We start from the raw sequence: 16,644 nt of genomic DNA, 5'->3' as shown, positions 1-16,644 counted from the left end.
AGCGAGAACCTAATGAGCGCATTGCTTGATATAGACCAGTTAATGGATAAGCTGGAAGCAGGGTTACGTCGCCTGCTAAAAGAACGGAATATTGAGTCGCCGGTGCTTGTCGGGATTCGCACCGGTGGCGTCTGGGTGGCGGATATCCTCGGTAAGCGCCTTGGGATTGAAGAACCGTTCGGGGAGCTGGACATCTCGTTCTATCGGGATGATTTCAGCCGTATTGGCCTGAACCCGAAGGTCACACCTTCGAGTCTGCCGTTTGATACGGAAGGCAGGGATATCATACTGGTCGACGATGTCATCATGAGTGGCCGCACCATTCGTGCTGCCATGAATGAATTGTTCGATTATGGCCGGCCGGCCAGTATCATACTCGCTTCGCTTATTGATCTTGGTGCACGGGAACTGCCGATTCAGCCTGATGTATCAGGGCAGGCACTGGAGCTTGCGGCGCAGCAGCGCGTGAAACTTCGCGGACCGGATCCACTCAGGATCGAACTCCAGGAAACCGCACAATAACCCCCCGAACCCGATAGCAGGCAAACCATGATCGCGAACGCAACTTCCCCCAACCATTTGCAGCTAACCCGGGACGGGCAGTTGCGGCATTTCCTGACTCTGGACGGTCTGGGCCGGGAACTGCTAACGGACATTCTCGACACCGCAGATTCGTTCATCGAGGTGGGTGAGCGACGCATCAAGAAGGTCCCTCTGCTGCGGGGGCGAACGGTAGTTAATCTGTTTTTCGAGTCCAGTACCCGCACCCGCAGCACCTTCGAGCTTGCCGCCAAACGTCTTTCTGCGGATGTACTCAACCTTGATATCAACACCTCTGCGACGTCCAAGGGCGAATCCCTCTCCGACACCCTTTTGAACCTCGAAGCCATGGCCAGCGATATGTTTGTGGTGCGCCATGCCCAGAGCGGCGCACCACACTTCATTGCGGAAAGTGTTACCCCGGGAGTAGCGATCATCAACGCCGGTGATGGCCGCCACGCCCACCCCACCCAGGCCATGTTGGACATGCTCACTATTCGTCAGCATAAGGGGACATTTGAGGGCCTCAAAGTTGCCATAGTAGGGGATGTTCTGCACTCCCGGGTCGCGCGTTCCCAGATCCGTGCACTGAATGAGCTGGGTGCCGAACAGATCCGTGTTATTGCGCCGGGCACACTGTTGCCGAGCGACGTCGAGAGTCTCGGTTGCACGGTTGAATACGACATGGCCAGGGGCATGAAAGACCTGGATGTGGTGATTATGCTGCGCCTGCAAAAAGAGCGCATGGAGGGTGCGTTACTGCCGAGCGAGCGCGAATTCTACCGGCTTTACGGGTTGAGTCAGGAAAAGCTCGCATTGGCGCATCCGGAGTGCATTGTCATGCACCCGGGACCAATCAACCGTGGCGTGGAAATCGAGTCGGCTGTCGCGGATGGCCCGCAATCGGTCATCCTGAACCAGGTGACCAATGGTATTGCAATTCGCATGGCTGTCATGTCCATGGCGATGGGCGGGCAGGTAGCTGAGCGCCAGCAGAAATTGACTGAACTGACAGAGCGGGGCCTGGCATGAGTGGTTTCAAGCAATCTTCCGGCGCCAGCCTGAAAATTATCGGTGGCCGGCTTTTGGATGGCCATGAAAGTGAAACGTCAAACAGCGCCCTTCTGGTGCGCAACGGGCGCATTGCAGCCACAGGTGATGAGGCGTTAAAAGCCGAAGCCGATCAGACACTTGATGCTGACGGCTGTGTGATTACGCCGGGTTTCGTGGATTTGTGTTGTAACCTGCGGGAGCCGGGCAATGGCCAGAAAGGCAACATCGCCTCGGAAACCCGCGCTGCTGCAAGGGGCGGCTACACGACTGTGTGCGCCTCTCCGGAAACCTCCCCGGTTAACGATTCCCGGGCCGTTACTCATCTTATTCTGGACGGTGCGGCTACCAGTTCACCCATCCGTGTGTTGCCCGTGGGGGCAGTAACCCGGGGGCTGGAAGGGGAGATGCTAAGTGATATGGCGGGCCTTGCTGCAGCTGGCTGTGTTGCCGTTGGAAACGGATCCCGTGGCGTACGCAGTGCGCGCATACTCCGCCGTTGCATGGCCTATGCTCAAACCTTTGGCTTGACCGTGATGTTCCGCCCGGAAAACCAGTCGCTGGCGGCGGACGGCTACGCTCATGATGGGCTGGTTACCGCCCGCCTTGGCCTTCTGGGTATACCGGAGGTGGCGGAGACCGCATCGGTAATGGAAATGCTTTTGCTGGCGGAAGAGACCGGCGTACGGCTACACCTGAGCCAGCTTTCCTGCGGGCGCAGTGTTGAAATGATTGCCGATGCGCGCCGCCGGGGAATTGCGGTGACAGCGGACGTGGCCATGCACCAGCTTGTTTTTACAGAAGACGCGCTTGCAGGTTTTGACAGTCGCTTTCATCTGCGCCCGCCGCTGCGCTCTGAAGCGGATCGCAAGGCTCTGCTTGCAGGTGTTCGCGAGGGAGTGATCGATGCGATCGTTAGCCAGCATTTGCCCCATGACAGCGCTGCCAAACAGGCACCTTTGCCGGCTACCGAGCCTGGCCTTTCCAGTGTAGAGAGCGTTCTTTCACTGGGCCTGCTGCTGGTTAAACGTGGTGAGCTGAAGCTCACGGAACTGGTGCGTGGCCTTACTTCTGGACCGGCATCGGTGATCGGTCGCACTGCAACGATCAGCCATGATGAAATTGCGGACCTTTGTGTGTTTGATCCCGAGGCCTGCTGGACCCCGGATTGCCAATCTTTGATCTCTGCAGGCCTCCACGCACCGATACTGGACCAAGCGTTGACCGGGACGGTAAGGCTCACTCTGGTAGATGGGCAGGAGGCCTGGGCGAGCTCATGAGGCTCTGATACCGGCAGAAAGTGCGGCAGAGGTGGTTCAACCTCTGTCGACGCCATCACATAATCCCATTTGTTGCCGAAAAACTCTTGAAACAGGGCGCATGTGCCAACGTATTCTTATGCCTGCCGGCGTACCGTTGGTGCAACGAAACGTGACAAGGCCGACGAGCCTATGCGCGCTGCGACCAGACAATAATAATTCAGGAGTCATCCCGTGAAACCAGTAACCTTCTCACATCGGGTGGCCTTGGCGGCTACTTTCTGCGTCTGCCTTGGCTTGCCTTCACTCGGGCACGCACAGGCGAGTGCGGATGCCAGCACCGACATTCTGGAGCGAAGCTTTTGTGTCTTTGATCCGGTAGGAGCCAGCGGGCCACTGTTTGCGATCACTAAGACGTTTCAGCCAGTTGCACTTAAAAATGGCATCAAACTCAACCTGAGCGCCTACACCGATGAAAAAGTTGCCGCCGAAGACTTCAAGGCTGGCCAGTGTGACGCCGTCTTGCTTACCGGTACTCGCGCCCGCGAATTCAACAGGTTTACCGGTAGTCTGGAAGCCATGGGCGCTGTACCTGGTGAAGACGAAATGCGCTTGCTTTACAACACCCTTAGCCAGCCTAAAGCCCGTCCACTGCTGATTGATGGCCCATACGAAGTGGCTGGCGTATTCCCGGGTGGCGCAATTTATCTGCATACCCGCGATCGCAGCATCGATTCTGTTGAAAAGCTGCAGGGCAAGCGCATCGCAACACTCGATTACGACCAGGCCTCTGTGCGAATGGTGCGCCACGTGGGCGCATCAGTGGTTGGATCCAACTCTGCCAACTTTGCCGGCAAGTTTAATAACGGCAGCGTTGATCTCGCCTACGCGCCGGCCGTTGCCTATACGCCGCTGGAGCTCTACAAGGGCGTTCAGCCTGATGGTGCCGTTGTGAAGTACGCGCTCGGCTACATGAATTTCCAGGTAATTATTCACCGCGATCGTTTTCCGGAATCTGCGGGCCAGATGGTGCGTGATGAATCCATCAAGCGTCTCGACGAAGCCTACGAAATTATCGCCCAGGCAGAAGCTGAGATACCCGAAACCGTGTGGATGAATTTGCCGCAGGAAGATACGGCCGAGTACGACAAGATGCTACGCAAGGTACGCTTGTCATTGTTGGACGACGGGATCTACGACGAACGAGCGATCAAACTTATGAAAGCTATTCGCTGCCGTGTTGATGCAACTCGTTCCGAGTGCGCTTCTGTGGCCGGCGGCTGATACCCGGTGATACCGAACTCCCCCACCCGTAAGACCGGGTGGGGGAGGTTCTCAGCGAAACGAGTCTTTGAATGCCTTGCCGGCTTTAAAGCCTACTGTCTTGCTGGCCGGAATGCGAATAGACGCTCCGGTTTGAGGGTTTCGGCCATCCCGCGCCTCTCGTGCGCGAATGCTGAAAGTGCCAAAGCCTATCAGGGTAGTGTCCTCACCCCTGGCAGCGGCCGCTGAGATCTGATCTGTAAAGGCGTTGATCACCTCGCTGGCTTTTTCTCGCGTAAGGCCAGTGTGGTCGGCGATAGACGCCGCAAGTTCAGGTTTTCGCATCGGTATTCCTTTTTGTTTTTGTCTGTGGGTGCTGCAGCCGGAATGGCGTGCGGCTGCATGAATCTATACTGGTTTGCAGCATTTTGTGCAAACCCTGGAGAGGTTAAAAACTGTGCATACAGGCGTCATTTGCGGTGTCTGTCTCAAAAAGCGCGGGCTCTGTAGGCCATAATGCCGCTCTGGTTACAGTCTGTAACAAATTGAGCTTCGAGCTAGAAACGCACAGATATAAATCCAGAGCCGAGAATACAGGCGCGACAACAGCGCTGACAGAACAACAATACAAATCGTCAAAAGGTGTAAAAACCATGATGCCTTACGTGAAATCACTTCCGGAGTATTCACTCCGGGATCACCGCCGCTCGCAGTCTATAGTGCCAGGGTTTTTGCGACGGGTATTCCCGCTCAGGCGCTTTATTTTCGCTCTTGCCCTCGGCTCGTTTTTATCCGGGTGTGGCGCAGTCAACAACATGCTCTATGAAACCACCGGTGATGTCATGCAGGGGTTTTCTCGTGAACACACCATACCTTACCTGATGGCCAGTGGTGATCTGGACATGGGTTGTGCCATGAGTGAGGCGACTGCGCCGCTACTCATGTCCTTTGGCCGTGTAACCAGCGAGCCGGACCAGCTTGCCGTAATGCTTTATCTATCTGCCGGCGGGTGTGCCGAGCAGCAAGGGCGTGAGTATGAGCTGGCGGCCCTGGCAGCCATGTATGAAAGAAACGGCAATGCGGCTGAAGATGCCATGATCCGCCAGAAGCGTGCCTACGCCCAGGCATCCAGGCGCTACCTGAAATCCTGGCAGCATCACAACGCTTTTTACGGCGAGCCAGGCACCGGTGAGTGCCCGGGTTTTGATGATGATATGGACGAGTTCGTTTACCTGGCTGGCCTGCTCGCAGGCCTGCAGGCGCTCAATTCAGAAATTCAGTCTACCTCGGCTATCGGCGTTCCCAAGGATGTGGGATCAATCGTGGCGCGAGCCACAAACTGCCTGGAAAACGAAAAGTGGTGGGGGGCGCCTATGGCCCTCAAAGCAACGGTATGGTCAATGATGCCGGGAGCACTGCCCGAGGGTGAAAATGCCTTTGAGCGGCTGGCTATGGCCGACCAACAAGGCGAAGAGGCGGGCGTGCGTCTTAGTCATGTCTTTCATGCCATTGCAGCGACCAATAAAGGCGATGAAGAAAGAGTGAAGGCGGTTATCCGCCAGCACGCGGAGTCCCTTGATGCGCAACCGGTAAACGAAGACTGGGCCTTCGTAGATGCGATGGCGACCGACATGGTCGTTGCTCTCTCTGATCGCCTGTGGGTAGAAAACACCGGCCACCGAACACCTTTTGGGCAGCTTGGAACTTTCTGGGATGACCAACAGCAAGCAATCGAAACCATGGATCTGGACGACCTGCTTTAACGCGCCAGGGTTTCAGAGCAATAAATAGAGTATCCAGTTATGTTCAAGGGTGGTTTGCGTCGTAGCGGTCTGGAGTGGTTTTCATCGCTGCCGGTCTGTCTGTTGTTGTTATCTGTGGTTCTTTTCTCCACTAGCAGTGATATCCATAACCAGATGCTCCGGGGCGGAGAGCAGCTCTGGAGCGGTTATTACAAGCTTCGTATGGACCCGGTTGTACCAACCTGTAATCCAGAACGGGATATTGAGGCTGCTGTGGCGCAGGAGCTTGCCCAAGAGACTGTTGAAGACGACCCGATGGCGGCGCTGCTCGGTGTTCAGGAAAGAGATCCCGCCGATGTACGGCTGGCCATTGAGCGCTCGGTAGCCGACTGCAAAACCGCCCACCAAAGTTATGACAATCAGAGAGAGCAGCTTACGCCGGGAGTTAAAGCTTATCGCGCAGTGGAGCTTTTCATTGCCGATCTGATTGCTTTTGGCCTCGAGTCCCAGCGCTATATCTTGGTGCTTCTGGTGATGCTGTGCGCCGGAACAGCAACCCTTACCCGCCACCATATTGCCATGCGAGCCATGGAGACTCGTCTGGATTACACCGTTTCCCACCTGCTGCAGACCATTGCCAATGCAATGTTGTTGGGTTCCAGCCTGATTTTCCGGCAGTCCAGTCTGGGGGCTGAAACAGCCGTTTCCTCGGAAGAGCTCCTGCTTCACAACTTCTGGGTGATCGGTTTTGCCTGCCTCACGCTGGCCAGTCTCTATCGTCTGATTCGTGCGCCCTCAGATCTGATTCCCGGTGGAAGCCTCAATAAAGCGTTTCTGGCAGTGCCGTTATATACAGTGATGTGTCTGATTTCCGGAAGCTATTTTGCGCTGATTGGCCATGCCTCAGGTATTGGCATTTACTTGGGCAAGATGATGGAGTTGGCGGACATGTTTCTGAACGTGGCCCTGTATGTATGGGTTGGCATGATGTTGAAACAGACCCGGCTGGCGACACTTGTATTTAATCTTTTCCGGCCCTGGCGTATGCCACCGGAAATGCTGGCTGTGGTGGCGGTGCTGGTCGCAGCAATTCCGACAGCCTATACCGGAGCTTCAGGGATTTTTGTGATTGCTGCGGGGGCTGTTATCTATAGCGAATTGCGGGCTGCGGGAGCACGCCGGCAACTGGCACTTGCGGCCACTGCCATGTCCGGCTCGCTCGGCGTGGTGTTGCGCCCGTGCTTGTTGGTTGTCGTTATTGCCTACCTCAACCGGGAAGTCACCACCGACGATCTCTTCGCGTGGGGTATCTGGGTGTTCGTATTGACGGCTGTTATGTTTACCCTGGTTGCGCTCACCGTAAACCGCCAGAGTCAGTTTGACCTGGCGCCGGTACCCCAGGCGTTACCGGCCATGCTTCGGGCCTTCAGGCCCTTGATTCCCTATATATTGGTAATCGCTGGCGTTGTGCTTCTCTACCGATATGCGCTGGATGTGAGCATGGATGAGTTCTCGGCACCTCGGTTGTTGCCGGTCATTATGTTGGCCATTTTGGTGTATGAGCACGTAAGCCTGAGAAACCGCAAAGGCAGGGTCTCCGATGAGGTTAACCATCAAGGGCTGGAGCCCAGCTTGCGTGGAGCTACCAATGACACCACGGCGGAGATTGGTGCCCTGCTATTGCTACTCGGTTTGTCTGTGAGCATTGGTGGCGTGATTGAGCGCTCCGATATCATGCAGAGCTTCCCCCAGTCGTTCGACAGCGCTTGGTCTGCCATGCTCCTGATGGTGGTCATTCTGGTGATTCTGGGGATGATCATGGATGCTTTTGGCGCCGTTATTCTGGTTACAGCGACAGTGGCAACGATTGCGTATTCCAGCGGCATTCACCCTATCCATTTCTGGATGGTAACCCTGGTGGCCTTTGAGTTGGGCTACCTGAGTCCACCTGTCGCCCTGAATCACCTTCTGACAAGGCAGGTAGTAGGGGAAGCTGAAGTGCTGGCGGCACAACAGGAAACGGGTACCTTCTATCAGCGCCATGAGCGCATCATCATGCCGCTGATTGCCATGGGTATTTCGCTGATTCTTGTGGCATTTGTGCCGCTGTTGTTCTACGCCTGAGGACATTTAATGCGCAAGCGCGGCTTGGGGCTACAAAAAAAGCGCCGTGCTTTCGCAGGGCGCTTTTTCATGTGAAGCAAAATCAGAGCTTGGGTCCGGCCTCTACGATTGCATCGGAAACATCAAATTTCTTGAAGTTTTCTACAAACTGGCTGATCAACTCCTGAGCCTTGCCATCGTAGTAGTCCGTGCTGGTCCAGGTGTTACGCGGATTCAGCAGGCCTGAATCGACACCCGGTACATGCTTGGGTACATCTACGTTCAGTGTAGGCAGATGTTCAGTTTCCACATCGTCCAGATCGCCGTTCTGGATCGCGCTGATGATGGCGCGGGTCGTCGGAATGCTGAAACGGGTACCTTCACCGTGGGGGCCGCCAGTCCAACCGGTGTTGACCAGGAAGACTTTGCTGCCGTACTCATCGATACGCTTCATGAGCAGTTCAGCGTATACGCCTGCAGGACGTGGGAAGAAGGGCGCGCCAAAGCATGTAGAGAAGGTAGACTTCAGTTTGGACGATGAGCCCATCTCTGTGGAGCCAACCAGCGCCGTGTAGCCGCTCAGGAAGTGATAGGCAGCACCTTCACGGCTTAAAATGGAAACAGGCGGCAGTACGCCGGTCATGTCACAGGTCAGGAACACGATGTGTGATGGCTCGCCTGCGCGGTTTTCAAGAACGCGTTTTTCCACGTGCTCAAGCGGGTAAGCGCAACGGGAATTTTCGGTCAGGGAAACATCATTGTAGTCCGGCTCGCGGGTTTCCGGATCAATGGTAACGTTCTCAACAATCGCGCCGAAACGGATAGCGTCCCAGATGATCGGCTCGTTTTTCTTGCTCAGGTCGATGCATTTGGCGTAGCAGCCGCCTTCAATGTTGAAAACGGTGCCAGGGCCCCAACCGTGCTCGTCGTCACCAATCAGGAAACGGTGAGGGTCGGCAGAGAGAGTGGTCTTGCCGGTGCCGGAAAGGCCGAAGAACAGGCAGGTTTCGCCATCTTCACCCACGTTGGCAGAACAATGCATTGGTAGCACGTCTTTTTCCGGCAGCAGGAAGTTCTGTACGGAGAACATGGCTTTTTTCATTTCACCGGCGTACAGCATTCCGGCCAACAGTACCTTTCGACGGGCAAAGTTAATAATCACGCAGCCATCGCTGTTGGTGCCGTCGCGTGAAGGAACGCACTCGAAGTTAGCAGCATTGAGAACCTGCCACTCTTGCTTATCGGCCTGGTTGTAATTTTCCGGGCGGATGAAAAGGTTGCGGCCAAACAAGTTCTGCCAGGCAGTCTCAGTGGTCATTTTGACAGGCAGATAGTGCTCGGGGTCGGAGCCAACGTGAACCAGGGAAACAAAACTGTCTTTTTCAGCAATGTAAGCTTCAACGCGATCCCACAGGGCGTCGAACTTGTCGGCGTCAAACGGGCGGTTGATCGGCCCCCAGTGGATATCGTCGGAGGTGCTCGGCTCTTCAACGATATAGCGATCCATAGGGGATCGTCCGGTACGTTCACCGGTTTTTACAACCAGTGAACCGTTGGCAGCCAGCTGGCCTTCGTTACGCGCCAGTGCTTGTTCGACCAGCTGTGCTGTACTCAGATCATTATAAGTGTTGCTCACTTCGACCTCGCCCTCGGGATGTCTTAGTGACTGCTCAGGCCGCCCCCGGGAATTGGCGGAAAACTGAACAATCGGGTCAGTTCAGGCGCGCTATTATGCCAGAGGCGCCGGTAAAAAACGAATGCTCCAGAAGCCGCGCATTTGCTGGCCCCGACGCAAATCTGTAACCATGTTTAGTGTAGCGTATGACCAGAGAAAAGATGGTCAATATCATTCCTATCGAAGCGATAGTGTGCGTGGCAGAACTGGCAATCCATCTCTATGGCTCCCTGTTCTTCCAGTATGCTGTAACACTCTTCTTTGCCGATGGCTTCAAGCGCGCTGAGCGTTCTTTCTGTGGAACAACTGCAGTGAAACGCCACGTTTTCAGCGTCAAAAAGCCGCACTGTTTCTTCATTGAACAGGCGATGCAGAAGGGTTTCGCTGTCCAGTTCCAGTAGTTCATCGGCTTCGACTGTGCGTGCCAGGTGGTTCACACGGTCCCAGAGATCGTTGTCCTCGTCCGTAGCTCCGGGCAGGCGCTGGAGCATCAGGCCGGCGGCGCCATTTTCATTGGAGAAAAGGAACAGGGTGGTGGGGATCTGCTCGGAACGCTCGAAGTATTCCTCAAGACAGGCTGCGAGGCTGTCCCGTTCCCGGGGAACCACGCCCTGGTAGCGATTGCCTTGATTTGGAGTGATGGTGATGGCCATGCGGCCGTCGCCCAGCAGATTATGAAAGCTTTCCTCGCTTATCGCATGCTCATCGAATCGCGCCAGGCCACGGATTTTGCGGTCGTGACTGCATTCTGCCATCAGCGTCCGTAACGGGCCCTCTCCCTGGGCCTGAATCGATAGGGTGCCCTCAAATTTCAGGCTGCTACTCATCACAATGCTGGCGACAAGGGCTTCTCCAAGCAGCCCGCGAATGGACTCCGGGTAGGGTGCCTGGCTGGTGACTTCACGAAAGCTCTCGTTGAGCTGCACCCAGGCTCCGCGCACCTGGCTGTGTTCAAATATAAAACGCTGGAACTGATCGCGGGATGCCATGCTGGTTCTCCTGAAAACTGGGTGCTTGTATCGATGGTGGCGGCTGAGCGGTCTTGGTCAGATACCGTTGTGGTCGCGGAATCGTTGAATGTCTCGACGATCTTTTTTGGAAGGTCGTCTGGCTGGTGGTAACTGGGCGGCCTGCATGGTCTTGCGCTGCCACGAGAGGTCTTCCCGCTTTTTTACGCTGTCTTCGGTTTCGTGGTAAAGCTTCTGAGCCTCAGGCGCACCGCGTCTGCGTTCACTTACATCGTCTACAATCACGACCTTTTCCATAAACCCAAGGCGCAAGGTCAGCGTTGCGCCTGGCTCTACCAGTCGGCCAGGTTTGCAGCGCTGGCTGTTGTAGTGGACTTTGCCGCCCTCAACCGCTTCTTTCGCAAGTGAACGGGTTTTGTAGAAGCGGGCAGCCCATAGCCATTTGTCGAGCCTTACCCTTTGATCGTTTGACGTAGATGCCGCCATGTCTCCTCACCTGATGGGCACATGTCTGAATTATAGCGCTCTCAGCCGATAGATGGCAGGGGCCGTTGCTGGTGAATAGCTGTCAGGATTTCATCGAAGTGGTGGACGCAGGGTATCTCGGGATGTGTTTCCCGGGCAGCTTGCTTGCTGTCCGGAGTGAGAATGCCAAGGCATTGTGCAATTCCGGCAGAGCGGGCACTTTCCAACACCGGGAAGCTGTCATCCACCATTAGAGTGGTTGCGCTGCTGTAGGGCGCCAGTCGCTGTAGATCCTTCCAGAAAGCGATGTCTTCCTTGGGCCTGCCCAGTTGATGGCTGGAAACAATGCCATCTACGAATTTCTCCAGGCCGGTACGCTGAAGCTTCAGCTCCAGTGGGTCCGGGTGGCAGTTGGTTACGATCACAGACCGTAGACCGGTTTTTTTCAGGGCCTGGAGAAAATTTGCTACGTGGGGTCTGTAACCTATGCGGTCGCCGACCTCGGATTTGAGGTAGGTGATGTCCATATCGAGCCGCTCACTCCAGTAGTCGGTGCAATACCAGTTGAGCGTGCCCCTTTCGGCCATGATCATGCTGATCAGCTGGTCTTTTGCTTCGCCCGGGTGCAAGTCGTATTGCTCGGCATAGCGCTTGGGCAGATGCTCAAGCCAGAAGTGATTGTCGAAATGCAGGTCAAGCAGTGTTCCGTCCATGTCCAGGAACACGGTCTCGAGGGAGGTCCAGTTGATCATAAACAAAAACAGCCTGAAGAATTTTCGTCAGGCTGCCGCAGATTCCGGCCTGAGGCAAGCCGGAATGGTACTGATGTCATGCAAAGGCGGTGTTGCAGGGGTAAATCAGTTACCAGTCTGTTCTACTGGTTCTGCTTTCCGACCCGAACTAGTGCAGCCCAGGCAACGTACGAACGTGGCTTTCGCCGGGCCGACGACCAGTACGTCACCTGCTTCTTCAGCATTGCCGCCGAGCAGCGAGAAAGGCAGCGATACAAGGTACACGGCACTTCCTACGATGGTTGTTGCCAGCAGCACCGGGCGAACAAACACAGCATCGCCAGCCATGGCCAATGCCGACGGGCTTTCGTCGATAGAGCGCGCGTGGCCTACGGATGAAAAAGCCAGCAGGCAGACGGCCACAGTGGCCACCAGGGTGCGTGAAATATTGCGGATCATTAGTCTGTCTCCTGAACTTTTGGGCCCCGTTAATGCTGGATTGTTTTTACCCAACACCGGATTCGAATCGGATAGATCGAACCTTATTGTAACTCCCGGGGATTAATCCTCTGTTAACTATGAATCATATTTGCGTATTTTCAAACGAATTTTCGTTGCGAATTGTGCAACTCCATGCCGTTAGAGCAGAAGGTCGCAAGGATCTACCGCTGACACCTGGTGCAGTAAACCGTAGACCGCCCGCTCATGCGCACTTCCTTTAGCGGTTTCTCGCATTCGGTACACGGCTCCCCGGTTCGACCATATACCAGAAGTGACTGGGCGAAGTAGCCAGGTTTTCCGTCGCTGTTGACGAAGTCCCGCAGAGTTGTGCCGCCCATCAGAATGGCGGCGCTCAGGGTTTCTTTGATGGCCTCCGCAAGCCGAAGGTAACGGTCGAGACTGATTCGGCCAGCCTTGCGCCCAGGGTGAATCCCGGCTTTGAACAGAGCTTCATTGGCATAGATGTTTCCCACACCTACAACCACGTGGCTGTCCATGATGAAGGATTTGACCGGCGTATTTTTACTTCGTGATAACTGGAACAGCATTCGGCCGCTGAAGTCTGGCGACAGTGGTTCGGGCCCCAGGCTGGCGATCAGCGGATGCGACGCTGCAGAATCGGCCCATAGCCAGCAGCCAAACCGGCGCGGATCGTTAAAGCGCAGAATAACGCCGGAACCCAGTGTGAGGTCGATATGGTCGTGCTTCAGTGCAGGTGTGTCGCCGGTGATGACACGAAGGCTTCCGGACATGCCCAGATGGATGATGGCTGTCCCATGGTCCAAATTAAGAAAAAGGTATTTGGCGCGGCGATCCACAGTCCGGATTGTCTGGCCTTCCATCTGTGCCGCAAGATCTTCCGGTACCAGCCATCTCAGCCTGCCATTTCGCACATTTACGTGAGTGACGGCCTGGCCTTCGCAGTAAGGCGCGATACCGCGTCGTGTGGTTTCAACTTCAGGTAATTCGGGCACGCAGCCGTTCTCCGGATCGGGTGTTTGGGGTCGTGTTGCTCAAGTGTGAACGGTAACAAAATTGCCATCAAAGTCTGTTGTTCTGGCTAACACCTGTACGCTAAAGTACGGCCATTGGCGCTTTTCTGCGGCCTTGGATTTTGATTTGAGGATTAACTATGTGGTTTAACGGTCTTCTTGACCTGTCGGTGACGCAACTGATTCTGGTTTTTCTGGGCATGACCCATGTCACGATTATCAGTGTGACACTCTACCTGCACCGTCATTCGGCTCATAACTCACTGGATTTGCACCCTGTACTCAAGCACTTCTTTCGCTTCTGGTTATGGCTGACCACAGCTCAGAATACCAAAGAATGGACCGCGATCCACCGCAAGCATCACGCCAAGTGCGAGACGGAAGAAGATCCGCATAGCCCGGTGGTACTGGGTATAAAGAAAGTGCTTCTCGAGGGCGCCGAGCTCTATGCTTCAGCAGCAACGCCGGAGAACCTTGAGCGATACGGTCAGCGTACTCCGGAAGATTGGATTGAGCGCAACCTGTACAGCCGCTACAGAATGGCGGGCATTACACTGATGGCATTGATCGATCTGGCACTCTTTGGTGTTCATGGTATCTGGATATGGGCTTTGCAGATGGCCTGGATCCCCATCTGGGCCGCCGGTGTTGTGAATGGAATTGGTCACTGGATGGGCTATCGTAATTTTGAGTGTGCTGATAACGCCCGCAATATTTCTCCTCTGGGGCTGCTTATTGGCGGTGAAGAGCTGCACAACAACCATCATACCTATCCGAATTCATCCAAGCTTTCGCGTCGCTGGTACGAAGTGGATATTGGCTGGGGTTATATTCGCCTGTTTCAACTATTCGGCCTTGCCAAGCCAAAAGGCTATCGCCCGATTGCCCACTATGTGCCCGGCAAGCAGGAGGTGGATGTGGAAACAGTGCAGGCCATTGCCAACAACCGCTTTGATATTATGCGTCAATACCGTAAGCGGGTGACGGAGCCTGTTTTGCGCCAGCAGAAGAGTCTTATGGATGATGAGATCCGCCCCCGGTATCGCAAGCTCAAGCAGCTTTTGTCGCGGGAAGTAACGTTGATAAAGCCCCGGGAAAAAGAAACGCTGGAGTCGCTTCTGGAGAGCAATGCTGTTTTGCGCCAGATCTACGAGAAGAGCCATGAGTTACAGGCCCTCTGGCGCCAGCGTGGGCTCAAGCCCCAGGATAAATTGCAGGCATTGATGGAATGGTGCAAAGAGGCAGAAACCAGCGGTATCCGGTATCTGGAAGATTTTGCAGCCCATTTGCGGGCCTACTCGCTGCGCCCTGCAGCCTGAGCCACCCTGTATAGGCAGTAGGTGACTTGCCCGGCGGTCTTCTGTCGGTGTAGTTGCCAGCTGGCGGGAGCCGTCGGGGCCGGGAGGTCGCTTTCGTGCTCCACGTAAACCCAACCACCGGGTTTAACCCAGCCCTGAGCGTCCAGCATTGGGAGCAGGGTTGCCAGCCAGCCTTGCCGGAAGGGTGGGTCCATGAAAATGATATCGAACGGCGGCCTTGTGCGCTGGCTCAGGTAAGTGTCCACGTTGGCGCATATTACAGTGCCGGAATCAGATCCGAGTAGCCTGAGATTGCTCCGCAGGGCGGTTGACAGAGCAGCGTTATTGTCAACAAGTGTGGCATGGGCGGCGCCTCTGGAGAGTGCTTCCAGGCCAAGCGCGCCGGAACCGGAAAACAGATCCAGACAGTCACTTCCCGCCAGATGAAATGAAAGCCAGTTGAACAGGGTTTCTCGTGTGCGTGCCGGAGTAGGGCGCACCCCTCCCGCATCCGGGAAGCGGAGTTTTCGGCTACGCCAGTCTCCACCAATGATGCGCAGCTCACCTGCTGCATTCTGCTTCTGGCTTTGTCTCGCGGTAGCTTCCTTTTTGTGCTTGTTTGGAGGGAGCGGGCCTCCGGGTTTTCTGCGCGTCATGGTGTTAGCTCCGGAAGCTGATCATAGTCATTGCATAGCCACTGCATAGCCACTGTATGTCGCGTATCTTAGCGGAAACCGGACCTTTGGTGATAATTCACGCGATCCTCACTTCCCGCAGACACTCTGCTAGAATGTGCGCTCTATTCGTCCCGCCCATTCAGAATGATGGTATGACTTTATGATGGCAGAGTGGATTTCAATCGGCCTTCTGGCCCTTCTAGTACTCCTGTTTGTTCTGGATATCGCCAGCAATCGCGGCCGTGTCCCGCGACCGAAACCTGTTCCTCAGCGCAAGCCTGAGGCCGTAAAAGGTCCAGAGCCTGCAGCTCCGCCCGAGAAGGCAACGACAGAGGTAGCCCCGGAGCCTGTATCTGAGGAAGTCAGTGAAACACCGGTAACCGCGGAACCTGAGGTGGCGCCAGAGCCTGCGCCCGAGCCGGTAAAAACTCCGGAACCTGAGCCCGAGCCACAGGTCAGTGTTTTTGAGCGTATCAAGCAGGGTCTGGGAAAAACCCGTGCAAGCCTGACCGGCGGTATGGCGGATCTGTTCTCCGTCGGCAAGAAAATCGATGAAGAGTTGCTGGAAGAGATTGAAACCACACTGCTGATGGCGGATGTGGGCGTGACCGCCACGTCAGAAATTATTGAGTCCCTTACTGACAAGCTCCAGCGTAACCAGCTCAAGGATGGTGAAGCTCTGCGTAAAGCCCTGCGTGACGAACTGCATGGCCTTCTCAAGGGTGTCACCAAGCCACTGGTGATTGACTCGGGCACAACGCCTTACGTGATCCTGATGGTTGGCGTAAACGGCGTCGGCAAAACCACGACCATTGGCAAACTCACCAAAAAGCTTCAGAGCGAAGGCAAGTCAGTCATGCTGGCGGCCGGTGATACCTTCCGTGCTGCTGCGGTCGAGCAGCTTCAGGTCTGGGGTGAGCGCAATGATGTTCCGGTTGTAGCTCAGCACACCGGAGCCGACAGCGCTTCGGTGATCTTCGATGCCATTCAGTCCGGTAAATCCCGCGGCGTGGACGTAGTGATTGCCGACACCGCAGGCCGATTGCAAAACAAGGACAACCTGATGGGCGAGCTGGAAAAGGTCGTCCGGGTGATGAAAAAGCTGGATGACTCTGCGCCCCATGAAGTGATGTTGGTGCTGGATGCCGGCACGGGGCAGAACGCTCTTAGCCAGGCCCAGGTCTTCCAGAAAGCCGTTGGCGTAAGTGGTATTACCTTAACGAAGCTGGACGGCACAGCCAAAGGCGGTATCGTATTTGCCATTGCCCGTCAGTTGCAGCTTCCCATCCGCTTCATCGGCGTTGGCGAGCAGGTTGATGACTTGCGCAGCTTTGATGCCGAGACGTTTGTGGATGCCTTGTTTGCTGAATAAACGACTGA

Annotated in this window: 16 protein-coding genes; 8 read left to right on the top strand and 8 right to left on the bottom strand. The window is 55.4% G+C overall.

What is annotated here, in order from left to right:
- Positions 1–12: 12 nt before the first annotated feature.
- The 4 genes from pyrR to Q4501_RS05455 all read left to right on the top strand — a co-directional run bounded on the left by pyrR (position 13) and on the right by Q4501_RS05455 (position 4,133).
- A complete protein-coding gene (pyrR, locus tag Q4501_RS05470) occupies positions 13–522 on the top strand; it encodes a bifunctional pyr operon transcriptional regulator/uracil phosphoribosyltransferase PyrR (protein ID WP_303594887.1) in 510 nt (169 codons plus the stop codon).
- A 27-nt stretch (positions 523–549) separates the two neighbouring features.
- The gene (locus Q4501_RS05465; RefSeq protein ID WP_303594885.1) at positions 550–1,572 is read left to right on the top strand and encodes an aspartate carbamoyltransferase catalytic subunit; all 1,023 of its coding nucleotides are present in this window, start codon (positions 550–552) and stop codon (positions 1,570–1,572) included.
- On the top strand, positions 1,569–2,870 hold the full coding sequence (locus Q4501_RS05460; protein ID WP_303594884.1) for a dihydroorotase family protein: 1,302 nt from the start codon (positions 1,569–1,571) through the stop codon (positions 2,868–2,870). Before Q4501_RS05465 ends, Q4501_RS05460 begins: the two co-directional genes overlap by 4 nt.
- Positions 2,871–3,083: 213 nt before the next feature.
- Entirely contained in the window at positions 3,084–4,133 is a 1,050-nt protein-coding gene (locus tag Q4501_RS05455; RefSeq protein WP_303594883.1) for a putative solute-binding protein, read from the top strand.
- Positions 4,134–4,184: 51 nt separating this feature from the next.
- Here Q4501_RS05455 and Q4501_RS05450 read toward each other — a convergent pair whose 3' ends face one another.
- Positions 4,185–4,457: an HU family DNA-binding protein gene (locus Q4501_RS05450; RefSeq protein WP_303594881.1), complete on the bottom strand. Its 273-nt coding sequence runs from the start codon at positions 4,455–4,457 to the stop codon at positions 4,185–4,187.
- Positions 4,458–4,765: 308 nt separating this feature from the next.
- On the opposite strand from Q4501_RS05450, the gene Q4501_RS05445 reads away from it, so the two are divergent.
- Both Q4501_RS05445 and Q4501_RS05440 read left to right on the top strand, forming a co-directional pair.
- Entirely contained in the window at positions 4,766–5,875 is a 1,110-nt protein-coding gene (locus tag Q4501_RS05445; protein ID WP_368497197.1) for a hypothetical protein, read from the top strand.
- Between the two features lie 39 nt (positions 5,876–5,914).
- Positions 5,915–7,978 (top strand): TRAP transporter large permease subunit, encoded by a 2,064-nt coding sequence (locus tag Q4501_RS05440; RefSeq protein ID WP_303594880.1) that lies wholly within the window; start codon positions 5,915–5,917, stop codon positions 7,976–7,978.
- 82 nt (positions 7,979–8,060) lie between these two features.
- On the opposite strand, the gene Q4501_RS05435 is transcribed toward Q4501_RS05440, so the two are convergent.
- The 6 genes from Q4501_RS05435 to mutM all read right to left on the bottom strand — a co-directional run bounded on the left by Q4501_RS05435 (position 8,061) and on the right by mutM (position 13,271).
- On the bottom strand, positions 8,061–9,593 hold the full coding sequence (locus Q4501_RS05435; protein WP_303594879.1) for a phosphoenolpyruvate carboxykinase: 1,533 nt from the start codon (positions 9,591–9,593) through the stop codon (positions 8,061–8,063).
- Positions 9,594–9,766: 173 nt separating this feature from the next.
- Positions 9,767–10,621 carry an Hsp33 family molecular chaperone HslO gene (hslO, locus tag Q4501_RS05430; protein ID WP_303594878.1) on the bottom strand — a complete coding sequence of 285 codons (855 nt, stop codon included), beginning with the start codon at positions 10,619–10,621 and terminating at the stop codon, positions 9,767–9,769.
- A 57-nt stretch (positions 10,622–10,678) separates the two neighbouring features.
- Entirely contained in the window at positions 10,679–11,086 is a 408-nt protein-coding gene (gene hslR, locus Q4501_RS05425) for a ribosome-associated heat shock protein Hsp15 (protein ID WP_303594876.1), read from the bottom strand.
- A 41-nt stretch (positions 11,087–11,127) separates the two neighbouring features.
- Positions 11,128–11,817, bottom strand: coding sequence for a GMP/IMP nucleotidase (gene yrfG / locus Q4501_RS05420; RefSeq protein ID WP_303594875.1), 690 nt, complete (start codon positions 11,815–11,817; stop codon positions 11,128–11,130).
- Between the two features lie 105 nt (positions 11,818–11,922).
- On the bottom strand, positions 11,923–12,255 hold the full coding sequence (locus Q4501_RS05415) for a hypothetical protein (RefSeq protein WP_303594874.1): 333 nt from the start codon (positions 12,253–12,255) through the stop codon (positions 11,923–11,925).
- 203 nt (positions 12,256–12,458) lie between these two features.
- A complete protein-coding gene (gene mutM, locus Q4501_RS05410) occupies positions 12,459–13,271 on the bottom strand; it encodes a bifunctional DNA-formamidopyrimidine glycosylase/DNA-(apurinic or apyrimidinic site) lyase (protein WP_303594872.1) in 813 nt (270 codons plus the stop codon).
- Positions 13,272–13,429: 158 nt separating this feature from the next.
- Between mutM and Q4501_RS05405 the strand changes: the two genes are divergently transcribed.
- Positions 13,430–14,608 carry a fatty acid desaturase gene (locus Q4501_RS05405; RefSeq protein ID WP_303594871.1) on the top strand — a complete coding sequence of 393 codons (1,179 nt, stop codon included), beginning with the start codon at positions 13,430–13,432 and terminating at the stop codon, positions 14,606–14,608.
- Here the strand turns inward: Q4501_RS05405 and rsmD are convergent.
- The gene (gene rsmD / locus Q4501_RS05400) at positions 14,584–15,243 is read right to left on the bottom strand and encodes a 16S rRNA (guanine(966)-N(2))-methyltransferase RsmD (protein ID WP_303594869.1); all 660 of its coding nucleotides are present in this window, start codon (positions 15,241–15,243) and stop codon (positions 14,584–14,586) included. The genes Q4501_RS05405 and rsmD overlap by 25 nt on opposite strands.
- 181 nt (positions 15,244–15,424) lie before the next feature.
- Between rsmD and ftsY the strand changes: the two genes are divergently transcribed.
- Positions 15,425–16,636, top strand: coding sequence for a signal recognition particle-docking protein FtsY (gene ftsY, locus Q4501_RS05395; RefSeq protein ID WP_303594868.1), 1,212 nt, complete (start codon positions 15,425–15,427; stop codon positions 16,634–16,636).
- Positions 16,637–16,644: the final 8 nt, after the last annotated feature.

This window comes from Marinobacter sp. 2_MG-2023 (genome assembly GCF_030546935.1).
Classification (GTDB): Bacteria; Pseudomonadota; Gammaproteobacteria; order Pseudomonadales; family Oleiphilaceae; genus Marinobacter.
Note: the sequence above shows the minus strand (reverse complement) of the source record. Positions and strands in the feature narration are given on the sequence as shown.